General features: G+C 66.3%; 26 protein-coding genes. 3 read left to right on the top strand and 23 right to left on the bottom strand.

Annotated features, from left to right (window positions below; genetic code table 11):
- Positions 1-36 precede the first annotated feature (36 nt).
- The 5 genes from KGR00_RS08800 to KGR00_RS08780 all read right to left on the bottom strand — a co-directional run bounded on the left by KGR00_RS08800 (position 37) and on the right by KGR00_RS08780 (position 5,161).
- Positions 37-1,041, bottom strand: coding sequence for an Ldh family oxidoreductase (locus KGR00_RS08800; protein ID WP_224417098.1), 1,005 nt, complete (start codon positions 1,039-1,041; stop codon positions 37-39).
- Complete coding sequence (locus KGR00_RS08795; protein ID WP_224417099.1) at positions 1,038-1,967, bottom strand: hydroxyacid dehydrogenase; 930 nt, start codon at positions 1,965-1,967, stop codon at positions 1,038-1,040. Before KGR00_RS08795 ends, KGR00_RS08800 begins: the two co-directional genes overlap by 4 nt.
- 170 nt (positions 1,968-2,137) lie before the next feature.
- A complete protein-coding gene (locus KGR00_RS08790) occupies positions 2,138-2,620 on the bottom strand; it encodes a tripartite tricarboxylate transporter TctB family protein (protein WP_224417100.1) in 483 nt (160 codons plus the stop codon).
- A complete protein-coding gene (locus tag KGR00_RS08785) occupies positions 2,610-4,121 on the bottom strand; it encodes a tripartite tricarboxylate transporter permease (protein ID WP_129139929.1) in 1,512 nt (503 codons plus the stop codon). Before KGR00_RS08785 ends, KGR00_RS08790 begins: the two co-directional genes overlap by 11 nt.
- Before the next feature lie 56 nt (positions 4,122-4,177).
- Positions 4,178-5,161 (bottom strand): tripartite tricarboxylate transporter substrate binding protein, encoded by a 984-nt coding sequence (locus KGR00_RS08780; RefSeq protein ID WP_224417101.1) that lies wholly within the window; start codon positions 5,159-5,161, stop codon positions 4,178-4,180.
- Between the two features lie 570 nt (positions 5,162-5,731).
- On the opposite strand from KGR00_RS08780, the gene KGR00_RS08770 reads away from it, so the two are divergent.
- Positions 5,732-6,457 carry a GntR family transcriptional regulator gene (locus tag KGR00_RS08770; RefSeq protein WP_224417102.1) on the top strand — a complete coding sequence of 242 codons (726 nt, stop codon included), beginning with the start codon at positions 5,732-5,734 and terminating at the stop codon, positions 6,455-6,457.
- 59 nt (positions 6,458-6,516) lie between these two features.
- Here KGR00_RS08770 and KGR00_RS08765 read toward each other — a convergent pair whose 3' ends face one another.
- From KGR00_RS08765 to KGR00_RS08735, 7 genes are all read right to left on the bottom strand, one after another.
- Entirely contained in the window at positions 6,517-7,503 is a 987-nt protein-coding gene (locus tag KGR00_RS08765; RefSeq protein ID WP_224417103.1) for an alcohol dehydrogenase catalytic domain-containing protein, read from the bottom strand.
- Between the two features lie 75 nt (positions 7,504-7,578).
- Positions 7,579-8,340 carry an SDR family oxidoreductase gene (locus KGR00_RS08760; protein ID WP_224417104.1) on the bottom strand — a complete coding sequence of 254 codons (762 nt, stop codon included), beginning with the start codon at positions 8,338-8,340 and terminating at the stop codon, positions 7,579-7,581.
- Position 8,341: 1 nt separating this feature from the next.
- Positions 8,342-9,655, bottom strand: a complete 1,314-nt coding sequence (hisD, locus tag KGR00_RS08755) for a histidinol dehydrogenase (RefSeq protein WP_224417105.1) — start codon at positions 9,653-9,655, stop codon at positions 8,342-8,344.
- Positions 9,656-9,798: 143 nt separating this feature from the next.
- The gene (locus tag KGR00_RS08750) at positions 9,799-11,106 is read right to left on the bottom strand and encodes a TRAP transporter large permease (RefSeq protein WP_224417106.1); all 1,308 of its coding nucleotides are present in this window, start codon (positions 11,104-11,106) and stop codon (positions 9,799-9,801) included.
- Positions 11,107-11,117: 11 nt separating this feature from the next.
- Positions 11,118-11,684 carry a TRAP transporter small permease gene (locus KGR00_RS08745; RefSeq protein ID WP_129139936.1) on the bottom strand — a complete coding sequence of 189 codons (567 nt, stop codon included), beginning with the start codon at positions 11,682-11,684 and terminating at the stop codon, positions 11,118-11,120.
- The gene (locus tag KGR00_RS08740; RefSeq protein ID WP_129139937.1) at positions 11,656-12,840 is read right to left on the bottom strand and encodes a TRAP transporter substrate-binding protein; all 1,185 of its coding nucleotides are present in this window, start codon (positions 12,838-12,840) and stop codon (positions 11,656-11,658) included. The genes KGR00_RS08745 and KGR00_RS08740 overlap by 29 nt, the downstream gene beginning before the upstream one ends.
- Positions 12,841-12,904: 64 nt before the next feature.
- A complete protein-coding gene (locus tag KGR00_RS08735; RefSeq protein ID WP_129139938.1) occupies positions 12,905-13,108 on the bottom strand; it encodes a hypothetical protein in 204 nt (67 codons plus the stop codon).
- 448 nt (positions 13,109-13,556) lie between these two features.
- On the opposite strand from KGR00_RS08735, the gene KGR00_RS08730 reads away from it, so the two are divergent.
- Complete coding sequence (locus KGR00_RS08730; RefSeq protein ID WP_224417107.1) at positions 13,557-14,588, top strand: LacI family DNA-binding transcriptional regulator; 1,032 nt, start codon at positions 13,557-13,559, stop codon at positions 14,586-14,588.
- Between the two features lie 45 nt (positions 14,589-14,633).
- On the opposite strand, the gene suyB is transcribed toward KGR00_RS08730, so the two are convergent.
- The 3 genes from suyB to KGR00_RS08715 all read right to left on the bottom strand — a co-directional run bounded on the left by suyB (position 14,634) and on the right by KGR00_RS08715 (position 17,241).
- Entirely contained in the window at positions 14,634-15,803 is a 1,170-nt protein-coding gene (gene suyB / locus KGR00_RS08725) for a (2R)-sulfolactate sulfo-lyase subunit beta (RefSeq protein WP_224417108.1), read from the bottom strand.
- A 2-nt stretch (positions 15,804-15,805) separates the two neighbouring features.
- Complete coding sequence (gene suyA / locus KGR00_RS08720) at positions 15,806-16,090, bottom strand: (2R)-sulfolactate sulfo-lyase subunit alpha (RefSeq protein ID WP_129139941.1); 285 nt, start codon at positions 16,088-16,090, stop codon at positions 15,806-15,808.
- A gap of 260 nt (positions 16,091-16,350) precedes the next feature.
- Positions 16,351-17,241, bottom strand: a complete 891-nt coding sequence (locus KGR00_RS08715) for a LysR substrate-binding domain-containing protein (RefSeq protein ID WP_224417109.1) — start codon at positions 17,239-17,241, stop codon at positions 16,351-16,353.
- Between the two features lie 113 nt (positions 17,242-17,354).
- Here KGR00_RS08715 and KGR00_RS08710 point away from each other — a divergent pair, with 113 nt between their 5' ends.
- Positions 17,355-18,353, top strand: a complete 999-nt coding sequence (locus KGR00_RS08710) for a YeiH family protein (RefSeq protein WP_224417110.1) — start codon at positions 17,355-17,357, stop codon at positions 18,351-18,353.
- A gap of 107 nt (positions 18,354-18,460) precedes the next feature.
- On the opposite strand, the gene KGR00_RS08705 is transcribed toward KGR00_RS08710, so the two are convergent.
- The 8 genes from KGR00_RS08705 to KGR00_RS08670 form a co-directional block, all read right to left on the bottom strand.
- Positions 18,461-19,801 (bottom strand): UDP-glucose/GDP-mannose dehydrogenase family protein, encoded by a 1,341-nt coding sequence (locus tag KGR00_RS08705; RefSeq protein WP_129141591.1) that lies wholly within the window; start codon positions 19,799-19,801, stop codon positions 18,461-18,463.
- A 60-nt stretch (positions 19,802-19,861) separates the two neighbouring features.
- Complete coding sequence (locus KGR00_RS08700) at positions 19,862-20,869, bottom strand: NAD-dependent epimerase (protein WP_224417111.1); 1,008 nt, start codon at positions 20,867-20,869, stop codon at positions 19,862-19,864.
- A gap of 78 nt (positions 20,870-20,947) precedes the next feature.
- Positions 20,948-21,451, bottom strand: coding sequence for a hypothetical protein (locus KGR00_RS08695; RefSeq protein WP_224417112.1), 504 nt, complete (start codon positions 21,449-21,451; stop codon positions 20,948-20,950).
- Positions 21,452-21,507: 56 nt separating this feature from the next.
- Complete coding sequence (locus KGR00_RS08690; RefSeq protein ID WP_129141594.1) at positions 21,508-22,092, bottom strand: hypothetical protein; 585 nt, start codon at positions 22,090-22,092, stop codon at positions 21,508-21,510.
- Between the two features lie 347 nt (positions 22,093-22,439).
- Positions 22,440-22,682: a hypothetical protein gene (locus KGR00_RS08685; RefSeq protein WP_129141595.1), complete on the bottom strand. Its 243-nt coding sequence runs from the start codon at positions 22,680-22,682 to the stop codon at positions 22,440-22,442.
- Positions 22,683-22,759: 77 nt separating this feature from the next.
- Complete coding sequence (locus tag KGR00_RS08680) at positions 22,760-23,716, bottom strand: OmpA family protein (protein WP_224417113.1); 957 nt, start codon at positions 23,714-23,716, stop codon at positions 22,760-22,762.
- Positions 23,709-24,524 carry a MotA/TolQ/ExbB proton channel family protein gene (locus KGR00_RS08675; protein ID WP_224417114.1) on the bottom strand — a complete coding sequence of 272 codons (816 nt, stop codon included), beginning with the start codon at positions 24,522-24,524 and terminating at the stop codon, positions 23,709-23,711. Before KGR00_RS08675 ends, KGR00_RS08680 begins: the two co-directional genes overlap by 8 nt.
- A 230-nt stretch (positions 24,525-24,754) precedes the next feature.
- Positions 24,755-25,000 carry a hypothetical protein gene (locus KGR00_RS08670; protein WP_129141598.1) on the bottom strand — a complete coding sequence of 82 codons (246 nt, stop codon included), beginning with the start codon at positions 24,998-25,000 and terminating at the stop codon, positions 24,755-24,757.
- Positions 25,001-25,102: the final 102 nt, after the last annotated feature.

Genomic DNA, 25,102 nt, shown 5'->3' with positions numbered 1-25,102 from the left:
CGTTTCACGCCGATCCGCGAAGCACCTAATTCCCGATCATGGGGTGCGAGACGCCGCGTAGGCACGCAGCTCGGCGACCACCGCCTCGGACAGCTCGATCGACTCGCCACGCTCGGCACGCAAGGCGTAACGCCGCGCCCCGGGCAGCCGGACCCCCGGCTGGTCGAGCATGGCCTGAAACAGGGCTTCGATATGCGCGAGATAGCCGTCGCTGAAGCGGGCCGGATCGAAGGCCAGGATCAGATGCCCGACACTCGGCGCCTCGCCGTCCGCCTCGAAGAAGGAACTGGCCTGAAAGCCGAAGTGGCTGCCGGTCAGCCCGGCGGTGAGCAGTTCCACCATCAGCGCCAGCGAGGCGCCCTTGGCATCGCCGGCGGGCACCATGCTGCCGGCGATCGCCGCGTCCGGGTCGGTGGTGGGCCGGCCCTCGATGTCGAGCGCCCACCCCTCGGGGATCGGTTCGCCGGCCTTCTTGGCCAGCATCACCTTGCCGCGGGCGACCTTCGACAACGACAGATCGATGACCAGCGGCTCGGCATCGCGCCGCGGGGTGGCGAAGGCGATCGGGTTGGTCCCGTAGAGCGGGCGCTTGCCGCCCCACGGGGCCATCGCCGAGGGCGCGTTGCTGAAGGCCATGGCCACCAGGCCTTCCCGCGCCAGGCGCTCGACCGGCTCCCCGGCGACCCCGAAGTGATGCGAGCGGCCGATCGCCACGGCGACCAGCCCCAGCTCGCGGGCCAGCGGGATCGCTCGCTCGACGCCCCGGGCGATCGCCGGAAACGCCAGGCCGTGTCCGGCGTCGACGCGAATCACCGACCCGGCGACCTCGACCCGGGCCCGGGCACCGGCAACCACCTTGCCGCTGCGCGCCTGGGCGAGATAGAACGGCAGTCGCGACAGGCCGTGCGAGGGCAAGCCGTCGCGCTCGGCGGCGATCAGCGCCCGGGCGCTGACGCCGGCCTCCCAGCGCGGCACGCCGACCGCCTCGAGGGCCTCGACCGCCAGGGCCTCGGCATCGCGTAGCGACAGCGTCGTGTTCATGCGTTCACCCCCAGCGCCCGGCGCACGTTGTCGACGGTGATCCAGCTGATCCGCTCGTTGGACTCGTGCGTCACGCCGGCGATGTGCGGCGTGGCGATCAGCCCGTCGACGCCGGCCAGCGCCGAGCCTGCGGTGAGCGGCTCGTCCTCGAAGACGTCCAGCATCGCCCCGCCCAGGTGGCCTGCGCGAAGGCTGGCGGCCAGGGCCGCCTCGTCGACGATGCCGCCACGCGCGGTGTTGATCAGCAGGCTTCCCGGTTTCATCGCCATCAGAGCCTCGGCATCGATCAGATGACGCGTGCCTTCGGTCAGCGGGACATGCAGGCTGACCGCGTCCGCCGCGGCGAGCAGCGTTTCCAGTCGGTCGACGCGCTCGACCGTCTGCCAGGCGGCGTCGTCCTCGGCCACGAAGGGATCGAACGCCATCACCGACATCCCCAGACACTGGGCGCGCCGGGCCAGATCCCGAGCGATGCCCCCGAAGCCCACCAGACCCAGCATCGCCCCTTGGGTCTCGTGCCCCATCAACGCCTGACGCGGCCACTCGCCAGCCAGCACCCGCGACGTCGACAGGTAGGCCCCGCGGCGCAGCATGAAGATACCGGTCAGCACGTATTCGGCCACCGACACGGTGTTGCCGCCGGTCGCCGGCAGCACGGCGATACCGGACTCCCGGCAGGCCTCGAGATCGATATTGTCCAGCCCCACGCCCAGCCGCCCCACGGCGATCAGGTCGGGAAAGCGCGCCAGCAGTTCGCGGTCGACGCGCGTCCGGTTGCGCACGATCAGCCCACGCACACCGGCGCCCGCCGCCAGCAGCCGGTCACGATCGTCGACCAGGGTGGCGTCGAAGGTCACCGAGCAGTCCTTTTCGAGGTCGGCCACGGCCGCCTCGTCCATGAATTCACTGATAAGTACATCGGTCATCATTGGTCCTCATGAGTGCGCTTGTGCGCCTCGATGATGAAGGGGCGCAGGGGGCAGATCGTCGCGGAGGTCATTCGCCAGGACGGGGAATGTAGCGCCCAGGGAAGGGTTCACAGCGGCTCCGCAAAGATCTGTCCTCGGGTAGCCCTTTGTTGATCAGAGTGCGAAAACTAGAAGTGACGCCACAGGAGCCCCGCCGGCAACGGCACGTTGAGCACGATGGCGAACAGGATGTAGAAGCCGCCGATGATCAGCCCCAGCGCCACCGCGTAGCCGCCCAGCCGTCGCGCCGTCCAGGCGTGGTAATGGGCGAGCGCGGCCAGCAGCGCCGCGCTGGCGACGCTGGCGACGAGAAATCCCAGCCACTTGAGCGACAGGCTCCAGATGAGCATGACGGCGATCAGGCCGAGACGCCGAGCGACGCTGCCGGCCTCGGGGCGGGCCCGCCGGGGATGCGCGACGACACTCTTGATCAGCAACGCGACACTGAACACCAGCAGCAGCACGGCGATGGTTCGCGGAAAGACGCTGGCCATGATCGACATGTCACGACTGAACACGATCGCTCCGGTGGCGATGACGATCATCACCAGCGCCAGGAGGCGATCCGAACGGCGCGCATCGAGCGTCGCTGTCTGGGGGTCAGTGGCCATTGGCGGTCTCCTTGGGGGTACGGCTGCGCCAGGCGCGCCACAGCGGGAACAGCACCGAGAGCAGGACCATCGCGATGATCGCCAGCGACAGGGGCCGGCCGAAGAAGGCATTGACCACCGAGCCGGAGGCGTTGCCCATCAGATACCCCTGGACGAAGCCCTGCTCGGCGATCGGCCCCAGGATCAGCCCCAGCACGATCGGCGAGGGTTTCACGCCATAGCGCGACAGCACCCAGCCAATCACGCCCAGCACGACCATCACCACCACGTCGAAGGGATTGTTGCGGATCGCGTAGGTACCGATGATGGTCATGAAGGCGATGCTCGGCACCAGCAGCGCCTTGGGAATGCTGACGATCGACTTGAAGGCGTAGCGCCCGATCAGCAGACCGATGGGCAGCATCAACAGGGTGGCGATGAACAGCCCGCCGATGAAGGTGTAGGTGACGCCGACGTTGGTGGTGAACATTTCCGGCCCGGTGCGAAAGCCCTGGACCAGCAGCGCACCGAGAATCACCGCGTCGGGCGGCGTGCCGGGGATCCCCAGCACGAAGGTGGGAATGAAGCCGCCACCGACGGTGGCGTTGTTGGCGGTTTCGGTGGCGATCACGCCATCCGGCTCGCCCTTGCCGAAGTTCTCGCTGTGCTTCGAGGTGCGCCGCGCCTCCGAATAGGAGACCAGACTGGCGATCGAGCCGCCGGCACCGGGCAGGATCGCCACCGCCGTGCCGATGATCGCACTGCGCAGGCTATTGAACTTGCCGCGCCACATCAGCGACAGCCCCTCGGCGAAGCGAATCCCCCGCCCTTTCTCGGGCGGTTCCAGATGCGCGCTGGGGGTGGCGACCAGGTCGATGAGCACCGGCACGCAATACAGCCCGATCAGCGCCGAGATGGTCTCCACCCCACCGAGCAGGAATTGCGAGCCGAACGCATAGCGGATGTCGGCACCGATCACCGACACCCCGACCGTGGACAGCAAAAGCCCCAGCCCGGCGCCGATGAAGCCCTTGAGGGTCGAACCTTCCGACAGCGCCGAGATCAGGGTCAGGCCGAAGATCGCCAGCCAGAAATATTCCACCGGGCCGAACTTCAGGGCGATCTGCGCCAGCAGCGGCGCCAGGGTCAGCAGGGCCAGTGCCCCGACCAGCCCACCGACCATCGATGACAGCGTGGAGAGCGTGACCGCCAGGTCGCCGTCGCCCCGCTTGGCCATGGGATAGCCATCGAAGGTGGTGGCGATCGCCGAGGGCGTGCCCGGCGTGTTGACCAGGATCGCCGCGTAGGAGCCGCCGTAGATGGCCCCGGTATAGATCGCCCCCAGCATGATCAGTGCGGCCTCCGGTGCCATGCCGAAGGTCACCGGCACCAGCACCGCCACCGCCATGGTCGCCGACAGCCCGGGCAGCGCGCCGATGAGAATGCCGGCGGCGACTCCGACGATCGCCAGCATCAGATTGACCGGAGACAGGGCGGCGGCCATGAAACTCAGGGTGTCCATGCACTTCTCCCTCGCGAAGGGGCCCCGTGGCCGGGGCCCATGGAACGCCGCTCAACTCACTCGATGATGCCCATCTCGCGTGCCACCTTCTCGTACTCGGCACGCCGCTTGGCCATGAAGTCGGCCATCTTCAGGTACGGCACGTCGATCAGCACGAAGCCCAGGTTCTGCATCTTCTGGCGGAACTCCGGGTTCTGGTTGATCTGCTGAAAGATCCCCGACAGCTTCTGGGTCACGTCGTCCGGGGTGTCCTTGGGCACCGCCATGCCGCGATAGGCCCCCCCGGTCATCTCGTAGCCCAGTTCCTTGAAGGTCGGCACGTCGGGGAACAGCGGGTGGCGGTTGTCGGCGGACACGGCCAGCATGCGCACCTTGTCCTTGTGGTTGGCCGCGGTGGTGGTGTAGCCCCACTCGGCCTGCACCTGACCGCCGAGCAGCGCCGTCACCGCCGCGCCGGTGCCCTTGAAGGGGATATAGGTGGTCTTGACGTCGGCCAGCGACTCGAAGCGCCGATTGGCGATGTCGTTGGCGGACTGGGTGCCGCTGCCCGAGACGGTGATGCTGCCCGGCTTCTCCTTGGCGGCGGCGATCAGGTCGTCGAGCGTCTTGTAGGGACTGTCGTTCCTGACGATCAGCGCATCGGGGGAATAGTGGAAATAGTAGAAGTTCTTGAGATCCGCGGTCTTGAAGCCCGGGTCCTTGCCCATTGGCTTGAGGATGATGTGTGGCAGGTTGGTCCCCATGATGGTGTAACCATCGCCGTCCATCTCGTTGAGCTGCGACCAGCCCACCGCTCCGCCGCCACCGGCCATGTACTGAATGATCAGTTGCTGACCGGTGAGGTCCTGGAAGTATTTCTGCTGCAACCGGGCGCTGATGTCCGATTCGCCGCCCGGGCCGAAGGGGATGATGTACTGGATGTTGTGATCGGGGAAGTCCTCGGCACCGGCCGCCGCAGCGGGACCGGCGAGCGTGGCCGCACTGAGCAGACCGCCGACGAGGGCTGCCGCTTTCAGGGTCTTGAAACGTATCTGGCGCATGATCGTCTCCGATGTTGCTGTTATTGTGCTTCGGTTCCCGGGAGCCCGAGGGCTCCCGACATGCCACGTACCACCACGTGACGCATCATTGCTTTGTCGTTGTCGGGCGTGCCGGTGCGCGGTCCCTCGTGTATTAGCACTCGGCGATCGCGAGGCGACACCCGTCTTTGGTCTCAGGCGCTCGCGTGGCACCGCGTGAAGACGCACTCCCGATGCCCCGGCGCCTCGGCACTGATGTGCCGCCCGTCGGCCGTGCGTTGCGGCATTCTCAGCAACTGACGCCCCGTCTCCGGCAGATTGTTCTCCCGGCGTAGCCCCCGACACCTCGACGTCGATGGACTCGGCCAGGGTGCGCGGGCTCGCGCAGCGCTTGGTCCCGGGCTGGATCGGCTTGTCGATCACGCTGCCCTGCCCCGAGGCGTCAGGTGCGGGAACGAGTGCCTCGCCACCAAGTCATGTATATGACATAGTATATATAACAGTCAAGGAGATGCCGACATGCGCGTCCCTCGGTATAATTCGCCCGATGACCCCGTCGCATCACCGCTCACCAACAGGGACGCCGCCTCCATGACCGCGCCGAAAGGCCCGACATTTCAGCCGCTGTACAAACAGATCAAGGACTTGCTTCTGGAACGGATCGCGTCGGGTGAGTGGCCGCCGGGGACCTTCATCCCCAGCGAGGCGGCACTGGCCGCGAGCTACAACGTCAGCGTCGGCACGCTGCGCAAGGCGCTCGACGAGCTGGTCAGCGACAACGTGGTGGTCCGCCGCCAGGGCAAGGGCACGGCCGTGGCCACCCACGATGCCGATCGCGCCCTGTTTCGTTTCTTCAACGTCGTGCGTCACGACGGCGAACGCAGTCTGCCGGTCTCACGGGTACTGAGCCGCCGGCGTCGCCCGGCCACCGCCGCCGAACGTGACGCGCTGGATCTGCCACCCGGGGCGGAGGTGATCCATATCCGCCGGGTTCGCGAACTGGCCGGCAACCCGACGCTGCTCGAGGATATCGTGCTCGACGCCACGACCTTCGCCGCGCTAGAGACGCAGCCGGACGTGCTGCCCAACACCCTCTACCAGCTCTATCAGCATCAGTATGGCGCCACCGTCGCGCATGCCGACGAACAACTCGTCGCCGTGTCCGCCGACGCGCAGGATGCCGATCACCTGGGTGTTGCGCTCGGCGAGCCGCTGATCGAGATTCGTCGCGTGGCCCGGGACTATCAGGACGCGCCCATCGAGCTGCGCGTCTCGCGCCTGGCCACCGGCGACTACTGCTACACCAGCCGCCTCTGATCGCCGAGAAGGCCGCCGAGGTAACGGCCGCCCGGCTAGCCGGGCGGCCACTTGACGACTCAGGGCGTGAGCACGATCTTGGCCGCGGCGCTCTGTCCGGCGACCAGCTCGGCGAAGGCCGCGGCACCGCCATCCAGCCCGCGCGTCTCGACCCAGTCGAGGGGCCCCAGCGCCCCCGAGGCCAGCAGGTCGACCGTGGCGCACAGATCGCTGGGCGTATAGGTATAGGCACCCAGCACGATGAGTTCCTTGAGGGTGACGGCGCGCATGTCGAACGCCCCGTCATTGTCCTGCAAGCCCAGATGCATCAGCGAGCCGCCGGGGCGCGTGGCCTGCACGGCCATCGTTCGCGTCGCCGCCGCCCCCACGCAGTCGAAGACGGCCTCGACGCTGTCGGCCTCCACCGGCGACCGCCGCGGATCGATCACCGTCAGCCCGGCCTGCTCGGCGGTCGCGCGGCGCAGCGGATTGGTATCGGCCAGCGTCAGGCGGCGCACGCCGCGCTGGCGCAGCATCAACCCCGTCAGCAGCCCCACGGCACCGGCTCCGATCACCAGGACTCGGGCTTCCGCGAGCGGTCGCGTCAGGCTGCGCGCCAGGCGGTTGATGGCATGCAGCGCGGTGGCGGCCGGCTCGGTCAGCGCCGCCGCCACCGGCGACAGGCCATCGGGCAGTTCGATCAGGCACTGATCGGGGACCACCACGCTCTCGGCGAAGGTCCCCGGGCGGTTCATGCCCAGCATGGTGCGATTGCTGCACAGATTCTGTCGCCCCTCCCGGCAATAGTCGCAATGACCGCAGATCACCAGCGGGTTCATCGTCACCCGTTTGCCGGCGAGCGCGCCCTCGATGACTTCCCCGGCCGCCTCGTGGCCGAGGATCATCGGCGGCACCCGGCGCGGATCGTGGCCGTGATAGGCGTGCAGGTCGGACCCGCAGATGCCCGTCGCCAGCACCCTCACCCGCGACTCGCCGGCGGCCAGCGGCGCCAGTTCGATGTCGCGAAGCTCCATCTGCTCGGGGCCGGTATAGAAAAGCGCTTGCATGCTGAATTCCTCCAATAATGACCTACCTGTCATCCCTTCAAGCCAGGCACCATCGGGTGCTTGACCATGCGTTTCTCAACGCGCGGTGAAGCCGCCATCCACGAACAGCGTCTGCCCGGTCACGTAGGCCGAGGCCGGCGAGGCGAGAAAGACCGTGGGTCCGGCGATGTCCTCGGCGGTGCCGTTGCGGCCGATCGCCGTGCGCGCCGCCAGTTCCCGGGCCCTGGCCGGATCGTCGAACAGCGTGGCGGTCAGCTCGGTGGGGAAGAAGCCCGGCGCGAGGGCGTTGGCGTTGATGCCGTCCCGCGACCAGGCCTCGGCCATCGCCCGGGTCAACTGGACGATACCGCCCTTGCCGGCGCCATAGGGCGCGCTGTCGGGAAAGGCGCGCAATGACTGCAGCGAGGCCAGATTGATGATCCGCCCGTAACCGCGCTCGCGCATGCCGGGCACCAGCGCCCGGGCGAGAAAGAACGGCGTGCCCAGGTGCAGTTGCAGGGTCAGGTTCCAGCTGGCCAGATCGACGTCGTCGATGGGCTGACGCAGATTGACGCCGGCGGCGTTGACCAGGATCGATACCGCGCCGAACGGCTCGGCGGCCTGGCTGGCTACCGTCTCCAGCGACGCGGCGTCGGCCAGGTCGGCGACCAGGGCAGTCCCGCGCCCGCCCTGGCGCTCGATGCACGCCACCGTGTCATCGAGCGCGGCGCGGCGCCGCGCCGCGACCACCACCGCCGCCCCCGCAGCCGCCAGGGCCAGTGCCATGCTGCGCCCCAGGCCGCTGCTGCCGCCGGTGACCAGCGCTACCTGGCCGTCGAGATCGAAGCAGGGCGTCATCCTAGATCTCCTCGGCGATGACCAGATCGAATGTCTCGTCCGGGTAGTACTTGGCCAGACGCACGTCACCGCTGCGCGCGTGCCCTTCCATGCCTTCGCAGCGCGACAGCCGTGCCGTCGCCGCGGCGACACTGCGCGTCGCCTCCCGGGACTGGCGCTGGTAGGTGACGATCTTGAGAAACTTCTCGGCACACAGGCCGCCGGTGTACCGGGCCGCCCCCTTGGTGGGCAGGATGTGGTTGGTCCCCGAACACTTGTCGCCGAAGGCCACCGTGGTCTCCTCGCCGACGAACAGCGACCCGTAGCTGGTCAATTGCGCCACCCACCAGTCCAGATCCTCGACCTGCAGCTCGAGGTGCTCGGAAGCGTAACGGTCGCTGACCTCGACCACCTCCTCGCGGCTGTCGCAGATCACGATCTCGCCATAATCGCGCCAGGCGGCATCGGCGGCCCGGGACTGGGTCTCCGGCAGATCCGCGATCAGGCCGGGAATCCGCTCGCTGACCGCCTCGGCCAGCGCACGCGAGGTCGTGAACAGCCAGGCCGGCGAATCCGGGCCGTGTTCGGCCTGGCCGACCAGATCGGTGGCGACGATATGCGGGTCCGCCGTGTCATCGGCGATGATGCCGATCTCGGTGGGCCCGGCGAACATGTCGATGCCGCAACGGCCGAACAGTTGCCGCTTGGCCTCGGCGACGAAGCGGTTGCCCGGGCCCACCAGGATGTCGGCGGGCTTGCCGGTGAACAGCCCGAAGGCCATCGAGGCGATACCCTGCACGCCGCCCATCTGCAGGATGGTATCGGCGCCGGCCAGATCCATGGCGTAGAGGATCGCCGGATGGATGCCGTTCTCGTCACGCGGCACCGAGCAGGCGATGACGTTCTTGACGCCCGCCGTCCTGGCCGTCGCCACGCTCATGATCGCCGAGGCGATGTGCGCGTAGCGCCCGCCCGGCACGTAGCAGCCGGCGGTCTCCATGGGAATCAGCTTCTGCCCGGCGAACAGCCCCGGCGAGAGTTCGGTCTCGAACTCGCGGATGCTGTCACGCTGCGCCGCGGCAAAGCGTGAGACCCGTTCGTGGGCGAACTGGATATCCGCCTTGAGCTGTTCCGGCACCCTGGCCTTCGCCGCCTCGATCTGCTCGCGGGTAACCACCACGTCGCCTTCCCAGCCGTCGAGTTCCCGGCAGTACTCCCTGGCCTTGGCCTCGCCCTCGGCCTCGATCTCGGCCAGCATCCGCGATACCGTCTCCTGGGTCTGGTCATACCCCGTCGAGGCGTTCTTCTCCGCTTTCTTGTAGTAATCGATAGCCATTGCCGTTCTCCTTCTTGCTTGTTGTTGCCGTGACGGGCACCGGGGCCCGCTTCACGACGCCTGGTCAGGAAATCATTTGTTTATGTAAGCGCTTACAATCCGTCATGAATCCAGGGATCTGTCGGTGTCTGCTCACTACCTGTCTACAGGGCCCAGGTCGACAACCAGGGCACGAATGCCACCAGCAGCACCACCGCCAGCATGCCGATGACGAACGGCACGGCATGCCGGGCCACCGCCAGCACCGAGCAGCGCGTCAGGCCGGAGACGACGAACAGGTTCAGCCCCAGGGGCGGCGTGATGAAGCCCAGCCCCAGCGTCGTCACCATCAGGATGGCGAAGTGGAAGTCGTTCATGCCCGCCTGGTGGGCCAGCGGCAGCAGCAACGGCGAGAGAATCACGATGTTGGGCGTGGTCTCCATGACGCATCCCGCCAGCACCAGAATGCCGATCATCAGCAGGATGATCAGGGTCGGCGAGTCGGTGAAATCGCTCACCGCCCCCACCATGGTCTGCGGGATGTCGAGGCTGGCCAGCGTCTGGGCCAGCGGCAGCGACACCGCGATGATCGGCACGATCACCCCGCAGACCCGCGCCGAGGACTCCAGCATGCGCGGAATGTCACCCAGCACCAGCCGCTTCTGCAGCAGGCCGATGATCACCACCACCACCACGGCGACGGCGGCCGCCTCGGTGGGCGTGAAGACCCCCGAGTAGATACCGCCGAGGATCACCACCGGCACGAACAATGCCCAGCGCGCGCCCCACACGGTGGTCAGCCAGCGCCGCCACGAGAAGGCGGCCTTGTCCGACTCGTACCCGTAACGCCGGTTGAGCAGCATGTTGGTGAACATTACCGAGACCATCACCATCACCCCGGGGATGGCCGCCGCCAGGAACAGCGTGGAGGCCGACATGCCCAGCACCAGCCCCATCACGATATAGGCGATCGAGGGCGGGATCAGGATGCCGGTGCAGGCCCCCGACGCCACCAGCGCACAAGCGGCGGGCAAGGGGTAACCACGCTCGACGAGGCGATGGATGGTCATCCGCCCCACCGCCGCCGCCCCGGCGGCATCGGACCCCGAGATGCAGGCGAAGAACCCGCAGCCCAGGGTGGTCGAGTTGCCCAGCCCGGTGCGCAGCCCGCCGACCGTGGCCTCGGCGACATCGAGCAGCTTGTCGGAGAGCCCCGAGCGCACCAGCGCATCGCCGGTGAGGATGAACAGCGGCACCGCGATCAGCGCGAAGGCATTGATGCCGTCGAACAGCGCCTCGCCGAACACCGACAGCGGCAGCGTCTCGGTGAGCGTCAACATGCCCAGTGCGCCCAGTCCGATCGAGACCCACACCGGCACCCCGAGCACGATCATCAAGACGAGCAGGGAACAGGGCAGATAGAAGGTCCAGTCGAGGGACGAGACGGCCTGTTGGGCAGCCAGGAATTCCATGCATCACCTCCTCAGTCGAACAGCCGGTTGCCGTCGAACGCCGGCAGGCCGCGGCGCATCCGCCCGACATCGGCTGCCATCGATTGCACGACGCGTCCCGCCACCACCAGAAAGCCCAGCGGGATCGCCGCCAGGAAGATCGCCTGCGACACGCGCAGCCCCGGGGTCACCGAGCCGTACTGCAGCGAGGTCATGACCGGCGACAACGAGAGCCACAACGCCCACACGGCGAGTGTCAGGGTGGCAATGTCGGCCAGCCACCAGGCCAGCCGCTGGATGCGCGGCCCGCCCAGATTGACCAGCACGTCGATACGGATGTGGGCGCGATCCCGGACCGCCGCGCCGGCGGCGATCCAGGCCAGGTAGATGAAGGCATAGCGCGACAACTCCTCGCCCCACACCGAGGAGTAGTCGAGCAGGAAACGCCGCAGGACCTCGATCGCCACGGTGGCGATGATCAGGGCGTAGAAGGTCAGCAGGATCCAGCGTTCCGCCTTGCGGTCGAAGGCGGCCAGCCGATCGTACCAGTGGCGTTGCCGCGCCCCGGCCTCAGGCGTTGCTGTCGACGTAGTAGCCATTCGACACCTCCGTCGCGGCCAGCAGCTCGTTGAACTTGTCCAGCGAGCCCGCCAGCTGGGTCTTGAGATCGTTCCAGGTCGCCAGTTGATGGCCGCACTTGGCCTTCCACTGCGCGATCTCGTCGTCCGTCGGCGAGTAGATATCGATGCCGGCATGGCGCATCTCGTAGTAGGCGTAGGCACGCGCCGCGGGAACCTTGGCGAGATTCTCGCGGAACGTCACGTCCGAGGCCTGCATGATCGCGTCCTGAACGTCGGCCGGGCGCGCGTCGAACCAGTCCTTGTTGCAGGTGTAGACCTGGGCGTCGGGCACCGACTGGATCGTCGAGATCGATGCCAGCACGTCGGTGAAACCGAACACGTAGAGGGCTTCGACGCTGGGATCGAGGGCATCCGCGACGCCCTGCTTCATCGCCGAGGAGGTTTCGCCCCAGGCCACCGGCGTGGGGTTGGCGCCGGCCAGCCGATAGACCTTCTGGAGGATCTGCGACGAGGGCACACGGAACTTGATGCCGCGGATATCGTCCGGCGTGCGTACCGGGTGATCGAGCAGCCCCTGGCGCACGGCCACGGTCCGCGGGTCGATGCAGATGTAGCTGAGCACCTTGAAGCCGCGATCCTCGACCTTGCCATGAACCACGTCCTTCCAGACCGGTGAGGTCACCAGATTGACCAGGTGCTGGTTGGCACCGCACCAGTAGGGGATGTTGATCAGGTCGACCTCGGGCGCGAACGCCGAGAGATTCGAGATCGAATGCTGGGCCATGGCGATGGTGCCGTTCTGCACCTTGGTGATCAGGGCGCCACCGGCCCCCAGCTGACCGCCGGGTTGCAACCGCACGTAGAGCTTGCCGCGGCTGAAGTTCTGCAGGTTCTCCTTGAAGTTGAGCTGCATGATCGGATAGGCCCGCGAGGCGCCGAGACGGTAACCGGTCGCCATGACCAGAACCGTGTCCGCCGCCTTCTCGCGCTCTTCCTCCTCGCGGGAGATCGCGGCCATCGCCGACTCCGAGAACAGCGAGCCGCCCAGGGCACCGATCAGCGCCGTGGTGAAACCATAGCGACCCACCATGTTGAAGAAGTGGCGGCGCTCGGGACGTTGTGGTTCGCCGTCGGCCACGGCGTGACGGCTGAGCTTCTTGGCGTGGCGTAGCATGCTGGAACTCCTGTCTTGTTGTGTCGTGATCTCGGCTGAGTCCTGAATCGGGCCTGGCCTCCGCTCACTCGAGCCGAATGCAGCCCGTGATGAAGCAGGCGACCGTGGCGACGAGCAGTGTCGCCTCGGCCGCGGGCGATAGCGTGAACAGCGCGATCCCCCGGCTCTCGAACGCCACCCGTGCGATGAAGATCGCCAGCAGCAGCGCGGAAAGCGTGACCAGTCCGCGTCCCCATCGCCTTCTTGCATCGACATGCGTCGTTGGCATGGCTTTCTCCCGTGGTTGTTGTCCTTGTCGAGTCGACCGTTGCGCATCCTTGCCGCAGCCCTTCTTGCTAGGCACTTTCCTGCATGCCTCTCCCCAGGCCTTCCTCCGTGACAAGCGCTTCGCTGATTTGCCGGAAAAATTGTAAGCGCTTACAATCGGGTTGAACTGAAGCTAGCCAATGTTCGATAACCTGTCAGTACGACCTTGGTCACAGCCGCTTAATTGGGTGGCCGAACCACGAGACAGGCCGGTGCCAGCCAAGGTCCGACAACCTGTCAGTACGACCTTGGTCACAGCCGCCGAATTGGGTGGCCGAACCACGAGACAGGTCGGTGCCAGCCAAGGTCCGATAACCTGTCGGTACGACCTGGACCACAGCCGGCGAATCGGTGGCTGGGTCGTGAGACGACCCGGTGATACGCTGACGGAAACCCTCATGAGTCGCCCCATGAACAGGGATGTCAAACGCACACTGCTCGAGGACGTCGCCCGCGAAGCCGGGGTCTCCACGGCGTCGGTCTCCCGCGTGCTCAACGGTGCACCGCATGTCAGCGACCGGCTGCGCCACAAGGTCGAGGCGGCGGTCGACCGGCTCGGCTACGTGCCCCACGGCACCGCCAGGGCCCTGGCCTCGCGACGCATCGGCGCGATCGGCGCCCTGGTCCCGACCCTCGACAACCCGGTCTTCAGCGCGATGATCGACAGCCTCGAGCGGCGTCTCAAGCAATACGACTACCGGCTGCTGATCGCCACCTACCGTTACAGTCTCGCCGAGGAGGTCGAGTCGCTGCGCACGCTGATCCAGCAGGGCATCGACGGCGCGGTGGTGATCGGTCACGACCACCTGCCCGCGGCGCTGCAACTGTTCCAGCAACACGAACTGCCCTACTTCTCCTGCTGGCACAGCCAGGAGGACCCCGACTGGCCGAGTATCGGCTTCGACAACGCGGCGCCGGCCCGTCGACTCGCCGAGCACCTCATCGAGCTGGGGCATCGTCGCATCGCGGTGATCACCGCCCCCGTCGAGGGCAACGATCGTGCCCGGGCCCGCCTGCAGGGCTTTCGTCAGGCCATCGAGACGGCCGGCCTGACGCTGCCCGACGATCATGTCGTCACCGTCGACTACGGCATCGAGGAAGGGGCTTCGGCATTCGCCGAGCTGATGCGGCTGACGCCGCGCCCCACCGCCATCCTCTGCGGCAACGACGTGCTGGCCTTCGGCACGGTGTTCGCCGCCCAGCGCGCCGGGATCGCCATCCCCGGGCAACTCTCGGTGACCGGCTTCGACGACCTGACTCAGTCGCGCTTCATGCAGCCGGCACTGACCACCGTTACCACCCCGGCCGACGAGGTCGGTCGCCGGGTGGCCGATGCCCTGGTGGCGCGCATTCTCGGGCAGACGACCCGACATCGTCAGGTCCTCGAGGCGCGCGTGGTGCTGCGCGATTCCACGGCCCCGCCGCCCCACGCCACCGGCTGATGCGCCACCCGGGCGCCTCGCACGCGAGAACGCTGGCTTGCCGGGTCAGGCGCTCTCGTAGAGCCGCGTGAACACGAACTCCCGATGCCCCAGCGCCTCGGCGCTGGTGTGCCGGCCGTTGGCCGTGCGCAACAGCATTTCCAGCAGTTGATCCCCCGCCTCAGGCAGGTTGATCTCGCGGCGCAGCCCCCCCGACACGTCGACGTCGATGTGCTCACCCATCGTGCGCACCGTGCGCGGGTTGGCACAGAGCTTGATCACCGGCAGGATCGGGTTGCCGATCACGTTACCCTGCCCGGTGGGGAAGAAGTGCGCCACGTAGCCCGAGGCCGCGCACAGCGTGACCATCTCCGCCGCCGCCGACGAGGAGTCCATGAACCACAATCCGGGCCCGGTGGGCGTCTCGGCCTTGTCGAGCACCCCATCGACTTGGCAGCGCTTGCCGATCTTCTGGATGTTGCCCAGCGCCTTTTCCTCGATGGTGGTCAGCCCGCCCTCGATGTTGCCCTTGGTGGGCTGCGACTCGGAGAGATCGCTGGTCTTGTGGCGGTCGATCATCGCACTGTAACGGTCGAACATCGCCTGGAACTGCTCGCGCACCGTGTCGTTGGCGCAGCGCGCGGCCACCAGGTGCTCGCCGCCGGTCAGCTCGGAGGTCTCGCCGAATACCAGCGTGCAGCCCTGCTCGTAGAGCTGGTCGAAGGCTTCGCCGACGGTGGGATTGGCACCGCAACCGGAGGTGGTGTCGGATTCGCCGCACTTGGTGGAGACCCACAGCTCGCTGACGTCGCAGGGCTCACGCTGCAGCTCGCTGGCGTACTGCACGAACTCGCGGGCCTTGCGCGAGGCGTTGGCGATGGTGTTGTGGTCCCCGTTCTGTTCGATCCAGAAGCCTTCCACGGGCTTGCCGGTGGCGCGGATGCCGTCGACCACCTTGCCGGTCCACCCGGGCTCGATGCCGATCACGATCACCGCGGCGACGTTGGGGTTGCAGCCGGTGCCGATCAGGGTCCGGAAGTGCAGGTCGAGATCGGCGCCGAACTGCAGCCGACCGTAGGGGTGCGGCAGCGCCAGCGTGCCCTTGATGTTGTTGGCCACCGCTTCCGCCGCGGCGTTGGAGATGTCGTCCACCGGCAGCACGATCACGTGGTTGCGGATGCCGACCCGGCCGTTGTCCCGACGATAGCCGAGGAAGGTGCGTCCCTTGAGTTCCATGCTTACCACCTCTTGGTCTTGACGTTGTGAACGTGGACGTGTTCGCCCTGGCGAATCGACTGCACCACCCGGCCGATATCGACGCTGTACTTGATCACCGCCTCGCCCTCGGCGAGATCGCGGATCGCCAGCTTGTGCCCGATGGGAATCGCGTCCTTGACCTCGAACTGCAACGTCTTGTCCTGGTCCATCACCCAGCCGGTCAGCGTCTGACCGGCCTGGACCCCTTCCACCACCACCACGCCGACCGCGTCGTCGGCGTCGTGGACCACGAAATCGATGCTCATGCGCCTCTCCTCGCGTGGATCGCGTTGATTGTCGTCGTCGCTGCCGAGTGCTCGTCGGCCCGACAACTCATGTATATGACATAGTATATATGACCGTCAAGCACGAAAACGTCGCCCTCCACGCGGCGGCATGACGAAACCGGCGAACACGCCGGCCGGCCTGAGCGCGGCATGACAGGCAGAGCGCGCAACCGTCGGCGCGGCGCGTGGAGCGAAAAAGAGGCGGAAAATAGCGAGGAGAAACGCGGGGCCCGGCGTCGCTAGTCGGACTCGCGCAAGAAGACCTTGAACGCCTGCCACAACGGACTGCGGTAGCGCTCCGGATGCCAGACCAGCGAGAAGGAGCGGGTGAGTTGCAACGGGCTATCCAGGGCGACCAGCTCACCGCGCTCGAGTTCGCCGGCCACGCTCAGCCGCGACAGGCAGCCGAGGCCGAAGCCGGCACGCACCGCCTGCTTGATCGCCTCGTGCTGCTCGAGTTCCATGCGCACCCGGATGCGTTCGACGTGGGGATGGATGGCCGCCTCGAAGATCGAGCGCGTTCCCGAGCCCGGTTCGCGCAGGATCCACTGTGCCGCCTGCAGGTCCTCGACGCTGAGGCCTTCGCGCTGCGCCAACGGGTACTGCGGCGCGGCCACCACCACCATCTCGTCCTGGCGCCATACCTCGCTGACCAGTCGCGATTCGCTGCACTGACCCTCGATGAAGCCCAGGTCGGCGTCGAAACGCTGAATGTCACGCATCACCTCTTCGGTATTGCGTAGCCGCAACTGCAGGTCCGCCGCCGGATGCCGCTCGATGAAACGCCCGGCGAGCATCGGCAGCAGATAGGTACCGATCGTCGCGCTGGCGGCGACGTGCAGCGTGCCGCGCAGCTCCCCCTCGGGTTCCCGGGCGGCATCGATCAGTTCGTCGAGGCCGTTGAGGACCTTTTCGGCATAGGGCATGAGCCGGCGGCCGGCATCGTTGAGTTCGAGACGACGGCCCAGGCGTTCGAAGAGCACCACGCCGAGCTGACGCTCCAGATCGCCCAGCGCCTGGCTGGTCGCCGACTGGGAAAGGCTGAGCTGACGGGCGGCCGCACTCACGGCACCGCCGCGGATCACGGCGACGAATACCTGCAGCTGGCGGAAGGTCACATGACTCGACATATCGGTTTTACTTAACTGTCATTTCGTTATTACCCAATAACACATAAATCTATTCCTGATTAGCCTAACGGGACACGTCCACGGCGTCATCGCCAACCATCGGAGAACGTCTCATGTGGCAGGGATTGATACTCTGTGCCGGTCTGACCCTGGGGGGCTTCACCCTGGCCCACCTGCCGGGCATTCGTGAAAGCGGTGTCAGTCCGCTGGTCTTCTCGCTGCTGCTGGGCCTGGTGGTCGGCAACCTGCCCGTCATCGGCCATCAGCCGCGAGCCCGTGCCGGCCTTCAGTTCGCCACCCGCCGGCTGCTGCGCGGCGGCATCGTGCTGTTCGGCCTATCGCTGACGCTGCAGCAGATCCTCGGCCTCGGTCCCAAGGTGATCCTGCTCGACACCCTGGTGATCTGCAGTGTGCTGATCGTCGGCTACTGGGTAGGCACGCGCCTGCTGGGGCTCGACCGCGAGACCGCCCTGCTGACCAGCGCCGGCAGCGCGATCTGCGGCGCCGCCGCGGTGCTGGCGACCGAGACCACGATCCGTTCGAAGCCCGCCGCCACGTCCATGGCCGTGGCGACGGTGGTGCTGTTCGGCTCGCTGGCGATGCTGGTCTACCCGCTGCTCTACCCGCTCACCGGCATGGACGAAGGGCTCTTCGGCATCTACATCGGCGCCACCGTCCACGAAGTGGCACAAGTGGTCGCCGCCGGCGATGCGGTGGGCCCGCAGGCGCTGGCCAACGCGGTGATCGTCAAGCTGGTGCGGGTGATGCTGCTCGTCCCCTTCCTGCTGGTGGTCGGCCAGTGGTGGATCCGCCGGCAGGCCAGCGAAGGCAACACCGAGGTGGTCCGCGGCGGTCTGGTGATCCCCTGGTTCGCCTTCGGCTTCCTGGCGATGGTCGTCTTCAACAGCCTCGTCACCCTGCCGGCGCCGCTGCATCAGTCGCTGGTGGTGATCGGACAGATCGCCCTGGCCATGGCGATGGCCGCGCTGGGCTTCGAGACGCGCCTGGAAAAGCTCAAGGCCCTGGGGGTCAAGCCCTTCCTGCTGGCCCTGTGCCTGTTCGCCATGCTCCTCGCCGGCGGCATGCTGGTCACGCCGTTGCTGATGCGTTGATCGCCCGCTCCGGGCCGCCTGAAATGCCAAGGCCCCGGCTCATGAATGGCCCCCGATCGTCGGGAGGTTCGTTCATCGAGCCGGGGCCTTGTCGATACAGGGCGGCTTCAGTGCCTGGCCAGAGAGGCCCCGCGCCCCACGGCGTAGTAGAGCAGTCCCGCCTCGCGGGCCGCCTGCGGGTCGTAGAGATTGCGGCCGTCGACGACGACGGGCACCGCCAGCGTCCGCCTGAGCCAGGCGAAGTCGACGCTGCGAAAGGCCTTCCATTCGGTGCAGATCACCAGCGCATCGGCTCCGGCCACGGCCTGTTCACGGCTGTCGACGAGGTCCAGCTCGTCACGCTCACCGTACAGCCGCCGGCACTCCTCCATGGCCTCGGGGTCGAAGGCCCGGACACGGGCACCGGCGGCCCACAGGGCTTCCATCAGCGTGCGGCTGGGCGCCTCGCGCATGTCGTCGGTATTGGGCTTGAAGGCCAGGCCCCAGACCGCGACGGTCTTGCCGGTCAGGTCGCCATCGAAGGCCTGGGCCAGCTTGCCGAACAGCGTGGCCTTCTGGCGCTGGTTGACCGCTTCCACCGCCTCGAGCAGCTCGGCCCGATAGCCGATATCGCCGGCGGTGCGTGCCAGGGCCTGGACATCCTTGGGAAAGCAGGACCCGCCATAGCCGCAGCCGGGATAGATGAAGTGATAGCCGATCCGTGGATCCGAGCCGATCCCGCGTCGCACCTGCTCGATGTCCGCGCCCAGCCGCTCGGCGAGATTGGCGATCTCGTTCATGAAGCTGATCTTGGTGGCCAGCATGGCATTGGCCGCGTACTTGGTCAGTTCGGCGCTCTTCACGTCCATGACCATCAGCTTCTCGTGATGGCGGTTATAGGGCGCGTAGCATTCGCGCATCAATGTCTCGACCCGCGACGAGTCGGTGCCGACGATGATCCGCGCACCGTGGGTGAAATCCTCGATCGCCGCACCTTCCTTGAGGAACTCCGGGTTGGAGCAGACATCGAAGGTCAACCGACTGCCGCGCGCGTCGAGGGCCCGACGCACCTCGGCCTCGACACGCTCGGCGGTCCCCACCGGCACGGTGGACTTGTCGACGATCACCTTGTCGTCGTGCATGTGCTCGCCGATGCTGCGCGCCACCGCCAGCACGTACTGAAGATCGGCGCTCCCGTCCTCGTCCGGGGGCGTGCCCACGGCGATGAACTGCAAGGTGCCGAAGGCCACCGCGTCGGCGACGTCGGACGTGAAACGCAGCCGTCCTTCGGCGACGTTGCTACGCACCATGGCCTCCAGGCCCGGCTCGTAGATGGGGATCTCGCCGGCCTCGAGACGGGCGATCTTGGCCGTGTCGACATCCATGCACAGCACGTCGTGGCCGACATCGGCCAGGCAGGTTCCGGTGACCAGGCCCACGTAGCCGGTGCCGAAGATGGTGATTTTCATGGCAAAGCTTTCCTGTCGATTGTGTTGGCGCCGACAAGCCGTCGCCGCACCGGGTGACGGTCAGACCTGATAGAAGTCGCGATACCAGTCGACGAATCGGGCAACCCCCTCGTCGACGCCGACCCGCGGCCGATAGCCGGTTACCGCGAACAGCGCCTCGGTATCGGCCCAGGTCTGGGGCACGTCGCCCGGCTGCATGTCCTGAAAGTCGCAGCGCGCCGTGCGCCCGGTGGCCGAGGCGATGGCGCGGATGAAATCCATCAGCGAAACCGGGCTGCCATGGCCGATGTTGTACAGCGTGAAGGGCGCACGCGCGACATCCGGGACCGTCGCTTCACTGGTCCATTCGCGATGCGCGCTGGGGATCACATCCTGGATGCGCACGATGCCCTCGACGATATCGTCGATGTAGGTGAAGTCCCGCGACATCTCGCCATGGTTGTAGACCGACAACGGGCGGCCCTCGAGAATCGCCCGGGTGAACTTGAACAAGGCCATGTCCGGGCGCCCCCAGGGGCCATAGACGGTGAAGAAGCGCAGCCCCGTGGTGGGGATGCCGTAGAGGTGCGCATAGGTGTGCGACATCAACTCGTTGGACTTCTTGGTCGCCGCATAGAGGCTGATGGGATGATCGACATTGTCGCGGGTCTCGAACGGAACCTTGGCATTCATGCCGTAGACCGAGCTCGACGAGGCATAGATCAGGTGCGGAACCTGCTGATGACGACAGCCTTCGAGCACGTTGAGGTGCCCCACCAGGTTGGACTGGGCATAGACACGCGGGTTGTCGATCGAATAGCGCACCCCGGCCTGGGCCGCCAGATGAATCACTCGATCGAAGCGCTCGGTGTCGAACAGCGCCTGCATGCCGGCATCATCCGCCAGGTCGAGCCGCTCGAAGCGCACATTGGCAAAGTGCGCCAGATCGTCGAGCCGCGCCTGCTTGAGGCCGACATCGTAGTAGTCGTTGAGGTTGTCGATACCGACGATGGTGTGTCCATCGCCGGCCAGGCGTTTGGCGACCGCATGGCCGATGAAGCCGGCCATGCCGGTGATCAAAATGTTCATGACACTACCGAACCGCGAAAAATGCGCCACTATACCATGCACCTTCTCGGACGCGCGCCCTTCTCGCGGGCGATCCCTTCAAGCAGCACGCCGTGCGGCGAGCCACCCGGCCAGCCCCATGATCAACAAGACCACGGCGCCCAGACTGATCGCCGCCAGCGCATTGTCGAGCGAGGCCAGGCGCGGGTCATCGAGGGGGATATCGGGCGCGCGACGCAGCCCGTACAGCGCCAGTTGCCCGGCACCGGCTACCAGCGTCAACAGCAGTCCCAGCGGCAGACAGGACGCCAGGGCCGGCGGTACCGGCAAGCGTGGCCAGCGCCACTCGCGACGCGGCCTGGGCGCCTTGCGGCCCGCACCCCCGGCCGCTTGCTTGCCCTTCTTTGCCGATGACGCGCCCGCCGCCCCACGGCGCTGCTTGCCATCGCCGGCGGAGCGGCGGTTCGTCGCCGCTCCCCGGGGCTTGCGTTGCCCGGTCCGAGAGGCCTTCCTCGGCGTGCCTCGTGACCAGCGACGCACCAGCGACACCGAGACCACGCTCATCAAGGCCAACAGGGATGTAAAAAAGATCAACGCCGGCATTGCCATCCGCTCAAGTCAGTAACCTCGAGAAAGGGTAACGCGATCCGCCTCGGCCGTCAGGCACTCATGCCCCGGTCTCCCGTGGCGGCAGCAGATGTATCGCGCGGTGACGCGACCTGCTCGAACTGGGCCAGCAGATCCGACTGGTGCGTGGAAAAGCGGGTCTTGTGCAACGCCCCACGGGCATCGAGCCACTCCACCTCGTTGATACCATCGACCAGGGCCTGATTGGCCTCGGCCGCGGTCCTGGGGGCCACGTCATTGATCGAGCAAATCAGGGCGCGTTCGGTGATACGCCCGCGCAAGGGGCTGTTCTTGCCCAGCCGCAGGATCTTGAGCACGGCGTTACGCGTATTGCCGCTTTCATCGATACCCTGGGTCGGCGGTTCGTGATCGTCATGCTCCCGGTGACGCTCGAGTTTAGCGATCTCGTCACAGAGCCGGGTCATCGCGAAGGCCATGAAGAACAGCATGGCATTGAGCACGACCATGCCGATGGGCACGAGGTGAAGCTGGGCAATCAGGGTCTGCGGTTGATTCCGGGGATCGAACTCCAGCAGCATCAGCGTCGTGTACGGCGCAGACGCCAACGCGATCAGCCACACAAGGCTGAGAACGGCGACTCGCGACTTCTGGCCCATGTGCTCCCCCGCGAATTATTGTCTTCTATCGGTGGTCACGCCGTCTTGGAGGCCACAGGGCATGCCATGAAACCGAGTCCCGGCAGCCGACGGTCTTTTCCGATGGGATCGACTCTCGATCAGTCGATTGAAACATCTCCCACAAAGGTTATTTCAAAGTGTTGCAGAAAGAATACCGGTATTATCGTAACAAAAAGATATCGAGGATTACTTTTGATGTCGTTTGGTAACGCGATCCACGGTCGGGGACGAAACAAGGCCCCCCGCCGCGGGCGCAGGCGAGGTCCGCAGGGCGCCGGAAACACGCGGGGCCACCTCATGGCGAGCCCGCGTGTTTGCGACAGACGTCACGTCAGGCCGGCATTCCTCAATTCGGCCGCGAACTGGTGCGCGACGCGATTCATCTGTGTCGGGTCCACACCCGGCAACATCTTCCGCAGCTCCGCAAACAGGCTCTCGGCATTGGAATGGCGACCGGAGTAGATCAGCAAGAACAGATATTGTTCGATCTGCTTGTCGGTATAGGCGCTCGCGGCATTGCGCGAGCGCGTCTTCCAGGTATTGGTGCGAGTGTTTCGATTGTTCGACATGGCCCTGCCAAGCTTTACGAGTTGGCCCCCGCGGATACGGGGGCTGGCGAATCTCATTCCGGCGGATGATACCTCATTCACGAGGCAGGGGCATGAATGAGGATCTCGACACGGCGGTTTGCCGCGCGCCCCTGGTTCGTCGCGTTGCTCTGCAAGGGACGCGTGTCGGCGTACCCCACGGCTCGCAGTCGCGACGGATCGACCCCGGCCTTGACCAGATAACGCAGAATGGCCGTCGCCCGGGCGCTCGACAACTCCCAGTTGGACGGGAACCGCGGCGTGTCGATCGGCACGCTGTCGGTATGTCCTTCGACGGAGATTTCTCCCTCGTACTGTTCGAGCAGCGACACCAGCCCCTGCACGACATCGCGTCCGGGATCGGTCAGATCGGCATCGCCGGAACCAAACAGCAGATGGTCCTGAATGCGCAGGTTGATGCCACCCTTAACGCGAGACACTTCGACGCCGTCGATCACCGGCAGCGGGCTCTGCTGCGGCATCGCCCGAGCCACGGCGAGTGCCGCCAGCCTGGCGGGCTCGCTGATCAGCGCCTGGTGCGCCCCGACCTGCCGGGCGGCGGCGAGCGCCGGCGCCGAAATCGCCACGTCACGCGCGTCGGACCGCGCGGGGGCCATCATCCCTCGCCCCGCGATCAACTGAGCGCTGGCCAGCGCCACAGGGTTGATTCGCGGTGGAGCCTGCAACGCCGTGATGCGGATGCCCGTGCCGCGGGGCATGGTACGCGGACCGCCCGCGCTCGGTGCCGCGCCGGCAGAAACCCGACGCGCCGCCGCCACCGCCGCGCTATCGATCACCGGGGCCGCGTTGGCCTGATTCGCCTCGAGCGCCCCGCGCACGGCACCGACGATACCCCCGGCCCCGCCGCTGACGGTGAGAAGCAGCACGAACAGGGCGACCAGCAGGGTCATGATATCCATGTAGCTGATCATCCAGCCATCGCCGTCGCGCTCATGCGGGTGGACCGCCAGCAATCGATGGTGGCGGTCATTCCGGCGCCGGGGATGTTCAAGCATTGACGGCGCCGTCCTTGCGCTTGAGCCGCCTTGGCGGCGGGTCGCGCATCTCGTCATGCGGCGTGGCCACGAAGGAGTTGAGCGTTTCCTCGACGAACGACGGCAACCGCCGCTTGGCGATCAGCGAGACGCCTTCGAGCACCATGTTCATGGCGATCAGCCGCTGTTCGGTACGGCGCTCGAGTTTGACGGCGATCGGCTTGCAGACCAGGTTGGCCAGCAGAATCCCGTAAAAGGTCGACAGCAGGGCGACGGCCATCTTGGGGCCGACGGTGGCGATTTCACCGAGCTGCATGACCTGGAGCATGTTGACCAGCCCGACCAGGGTACCGATCATCCCGAAAGCCGGAGCGTAGGCTGCCATGGTGCGAAAGATCTGGGCTTCGGCAAGCTCTCTGGCCTTGAGACGGGCGATCCGCCAGTGCAACAGATCGAGGACTTCCTCTTCGCGGGTGTTATCGATGACCAGCTGGACCCCGGTACGCAGGAAGGGATTCCGGGCCTGTTTCAGCAGCTTCTCGACGGCGCGGATGTCGCCCTTGAACCAGAGGCGGGCCATCGCCACGAGCTCGCGGATGTCCTCCTCGATGTAGCTGTCCTCGCGCCGGAAGACCACACCGACCAGCCGTACCACGCGAACCACCTCCCGCAGCGGATAGCTGATGAAAGTGGCCGCCAGCGTTCCGGCCAGAACGATCAGGAGCCCGGGCAGGTTGACGAAGCCGGTCGCCGAATCGGCGCTCAACAACACCACACACCCAAGCAGCAGCACGCTTGCGACGATGCCGATCAGAGTGGATACATTCATTCGGAACGAATCTCGTTGGGGATTCAGGAGGCGTCCATCGTAGCGCTCCCCGGCAGCGGCAAAACCATGAAAAGGCGTGATACGCGACCGCCTTCTTGCCACTACCCCGCCCTAGCGGCCCTACCGGGCGGCATCAACGGGGACGCATGGCAGGGCGAGGGATGCCTGGAACAGGATGTTGCGAATGGCGGCTGCACGGAAAGAGTGCGGAAGAATGCCGTTCGGATGGATCAGCTCGCTTCATATTCCAGCATGATACTCAGCAGATCACGAACGCTATCGTCGCTTTGCTGGAAGTCTTTCATGAGATCGCGCAACTGCTTTTCGAAATCGCGCCTTGCGTTACGCGAAGATGCCTCGCTGGACGCGTCCAGGTCTCGCAGGGCCTTGGCAAAGGCGTCGTCGAGTTCATTGAACTGACGCAGCTTCTCGCGCTCGCTGAGCTGCGAATTCCTTCTCGGGCCGTAGTTTTTCATAGTCTCAAGACAACCGTGCCTTATCATTCTCGATACATCGCACACACGAACGATGTCCGAGGAGATTAACGAACAGCACACTGGTCAATTAACAGCGAATCA

Origin of the sequence: Modicisalibacter sp. MOD 31.J (genome assembly GCF_020147985.1) — a bacterium.
GTDB lineage: Bacteria > Pseudomonadota > Gammaproteobacteria > Pseudomonadales > Halomonadaceae > Modicisalibacter > Modicisalibacter coralii.
Note: the sequence above shows the minus strand (reverse complement) of the source record. Positions and strands in the feature narration are given on the sequence as shown.

Excerpts from the sequence above, each read along its gene's own strand:
- KGR00_RS08800 (WP_224417098.1), bottom strand. The coding sequence starts at position 1,041 with ATGAACACGACGCTGTCGCTACGCGATGCCGAGGCCCTGGCGGTCGAG.
- KGR00_RS08795 (WP_224417099.1), bottom strand. The coding sequence starts at position 1,967 with ATGACCGATGTACTTATCAGTGAATTCATGGACGAGGCGGCCGTGGCC.
- KGR00_RS08790 (WP_224417100.1), bottom strand. The coding sequence starts at position 2,620 with ATGGCCACTGACCCCCAGACAGCGACGCTCGATGCGCGCCGTTCGGAT.
- KGR00_RS08785 (WP_129139929.1), bottom strand. The coding sequence starts at position 4,121 with ATGGACACCCTGAGTTTCATGGCCGCCGCCCTGTCTCCGGTCAATCTG.
- KGR00_RS08780 (WP_224417101.1), bottom strand. The coding sequence starts at position 5,161 with ATGCGCCAGATACGTTTCAAGACCCTGAAAGCGGCAGCCCTCGTCGGC.
- KGR00_RS08770 (WP_224417102.1), top strand. The coding sequence starts at position 5,732 with ATGACCGCGCCGAAAGGCCCGACATTTCAGCCGCTGTACAAACAGATC.
- KGR00_RS08765 (WP_224417103.1), bottom strand. The coding sequence starts at position 7,503 with ATGCAAGCGCTTTTCTATACCGGCCCCGAGCAGATGGAGCTTCGCGAC.
- KGR00_RS08760 (WP_224417104.1), bottom strand. The coding sequence starts at position 8,340 with ATGACGCCCTGCTTCGATCTCGACGGCCAGGTAGCGCTGGTCACCGGC.
- hisD (WP_224417105.1), bottom strand. The coding sequence starts at position 9,655 with ATGGCTATCGATTACTACAAGAAAGCGGAGAAGAACGCCTCGACGGGG.
- KGR00_RS08750 (WP_224417106.1), bottom strand. The coding sequence starts at position 11,106 with ATGGAATTCCTGGCTGCCCAACAGGCCGTCTCGTCCCTCGACTGGACC.
- KGR00_RS08745 (WP_129139936.1), bottom strand. The coding sequence starts at position 11,684 with ATGGCTACTACGTCGACAGCAACGCCTGAGGCCGGGGCGCGGCAACGC.
- KGR00_RS08740 (WP_129139937.1), bottom strand. The coding sequence starts at position 12,840 with ATGCTACGCCACGCCAAGAAGCTCAGCCGTCACGCCGTGGCCGACGGC.
- KGR00_RS08735 (WP_129139938.1), bottom strand. The coding sequence starts at position 13,108 with ATGCCAACGACGCATGTCGATGCAAGAAGGCGATGGGGACGCGGACTG.
- KGR00_RS08730 (WP_224417107.1), top strand. The coding sequence starts at position 13,557 with ATGAACAGGGATGTCAAACGCACACTGCTCGAGGACGTCGCCCGCGAA.
- suyB (WP_224417108.1), bottom strand. The coding sequence starts at position 15,803 with ATGGAACTCAAGGGACGCACCTTCCTCGGCTATCGTCGGGACAACGGC.
- suyA (WP_129139941.1), bottom strand. The coding sequence starts at position 16,090 with ATGAGCATCGATTTCGTGGTCCACGACGCCGACGACGCGGTCGGCGTG.
- KGR00_RS08715 (WP_224417109.1), bottom strand. The coding sequence starts at position 17,241 with ATGTCGAGTCATGTGACCTTCCGCCAGCTGCAGGTATTCGTCGCCGTG.
- KGR00_RS08710 (WP_224417110.1), top strand. The coding sequence starts at position 17,355 with ATGTGGCAGGGATTGATACTCTGTGCCGGTCTGACCCTGGGGGGCTTC.
- KGR00_RS08705 (WP_129141591.1), bottom strand. The coding sequence starts at position 19,801 with ATGAAAATCACCATCTTCGGCACCGGCTACGTGGGCCTGGTCACCGGA.
- KGR00_RS08700 (WP_224417111.1), bottom strand. The coding sequence starts at position 20,869 with ATGAACATTTTGATCACCGGCATGGCCGGCTTCATCGGCCATGCGGTC.
- KGR00_RS08695 (WP_224417112.1), bottom strand. The coding sequence starts at position 21,451 with ATGCCGGCGTTGATCTTTTTTACATCCCTGTTGGCCTTGATGAGCGTG.
- KGR00_RS08690 (WP_129141594.1), bottom strand. The coding sequence starts at position 22,092 with ATGGGCCAGAAGTCGCGAGTCGCCGTTCTCAGCCTTGTGTGGCTGATC.
- KGR00_RS08685 (WP_129141595.1), bottom strand. The coding sequence starts at position 22,682 with ATGTCGAACAATCGAAACACTCGCACCAATACCTGGAAGACGCGCTCG.
- KGR00_RS08680 (WP_224417113.1), bottom strand. The coding sequence starts at position 23,716 with ATGCTTGAACATCCCCGGCGCCGGAATGACCGCCACCATCGATTGCTG.
- KGR00_RS08675 (WP_224417114.1), bottom strand. The coding sequence starts at position 24,524 with ATGAATGTATCCACTCTGATCGGCATCGTCGCAAGCGTGCTGCTGCTT.
- KGR00_RS08670 (WP_129141598.1), bottom strand. The coding sequence starts at position 25,000 with ATGAAAAACTACGGCCCGAGAAGGAATTCGCAGCTCAGCGAGCGCGAG.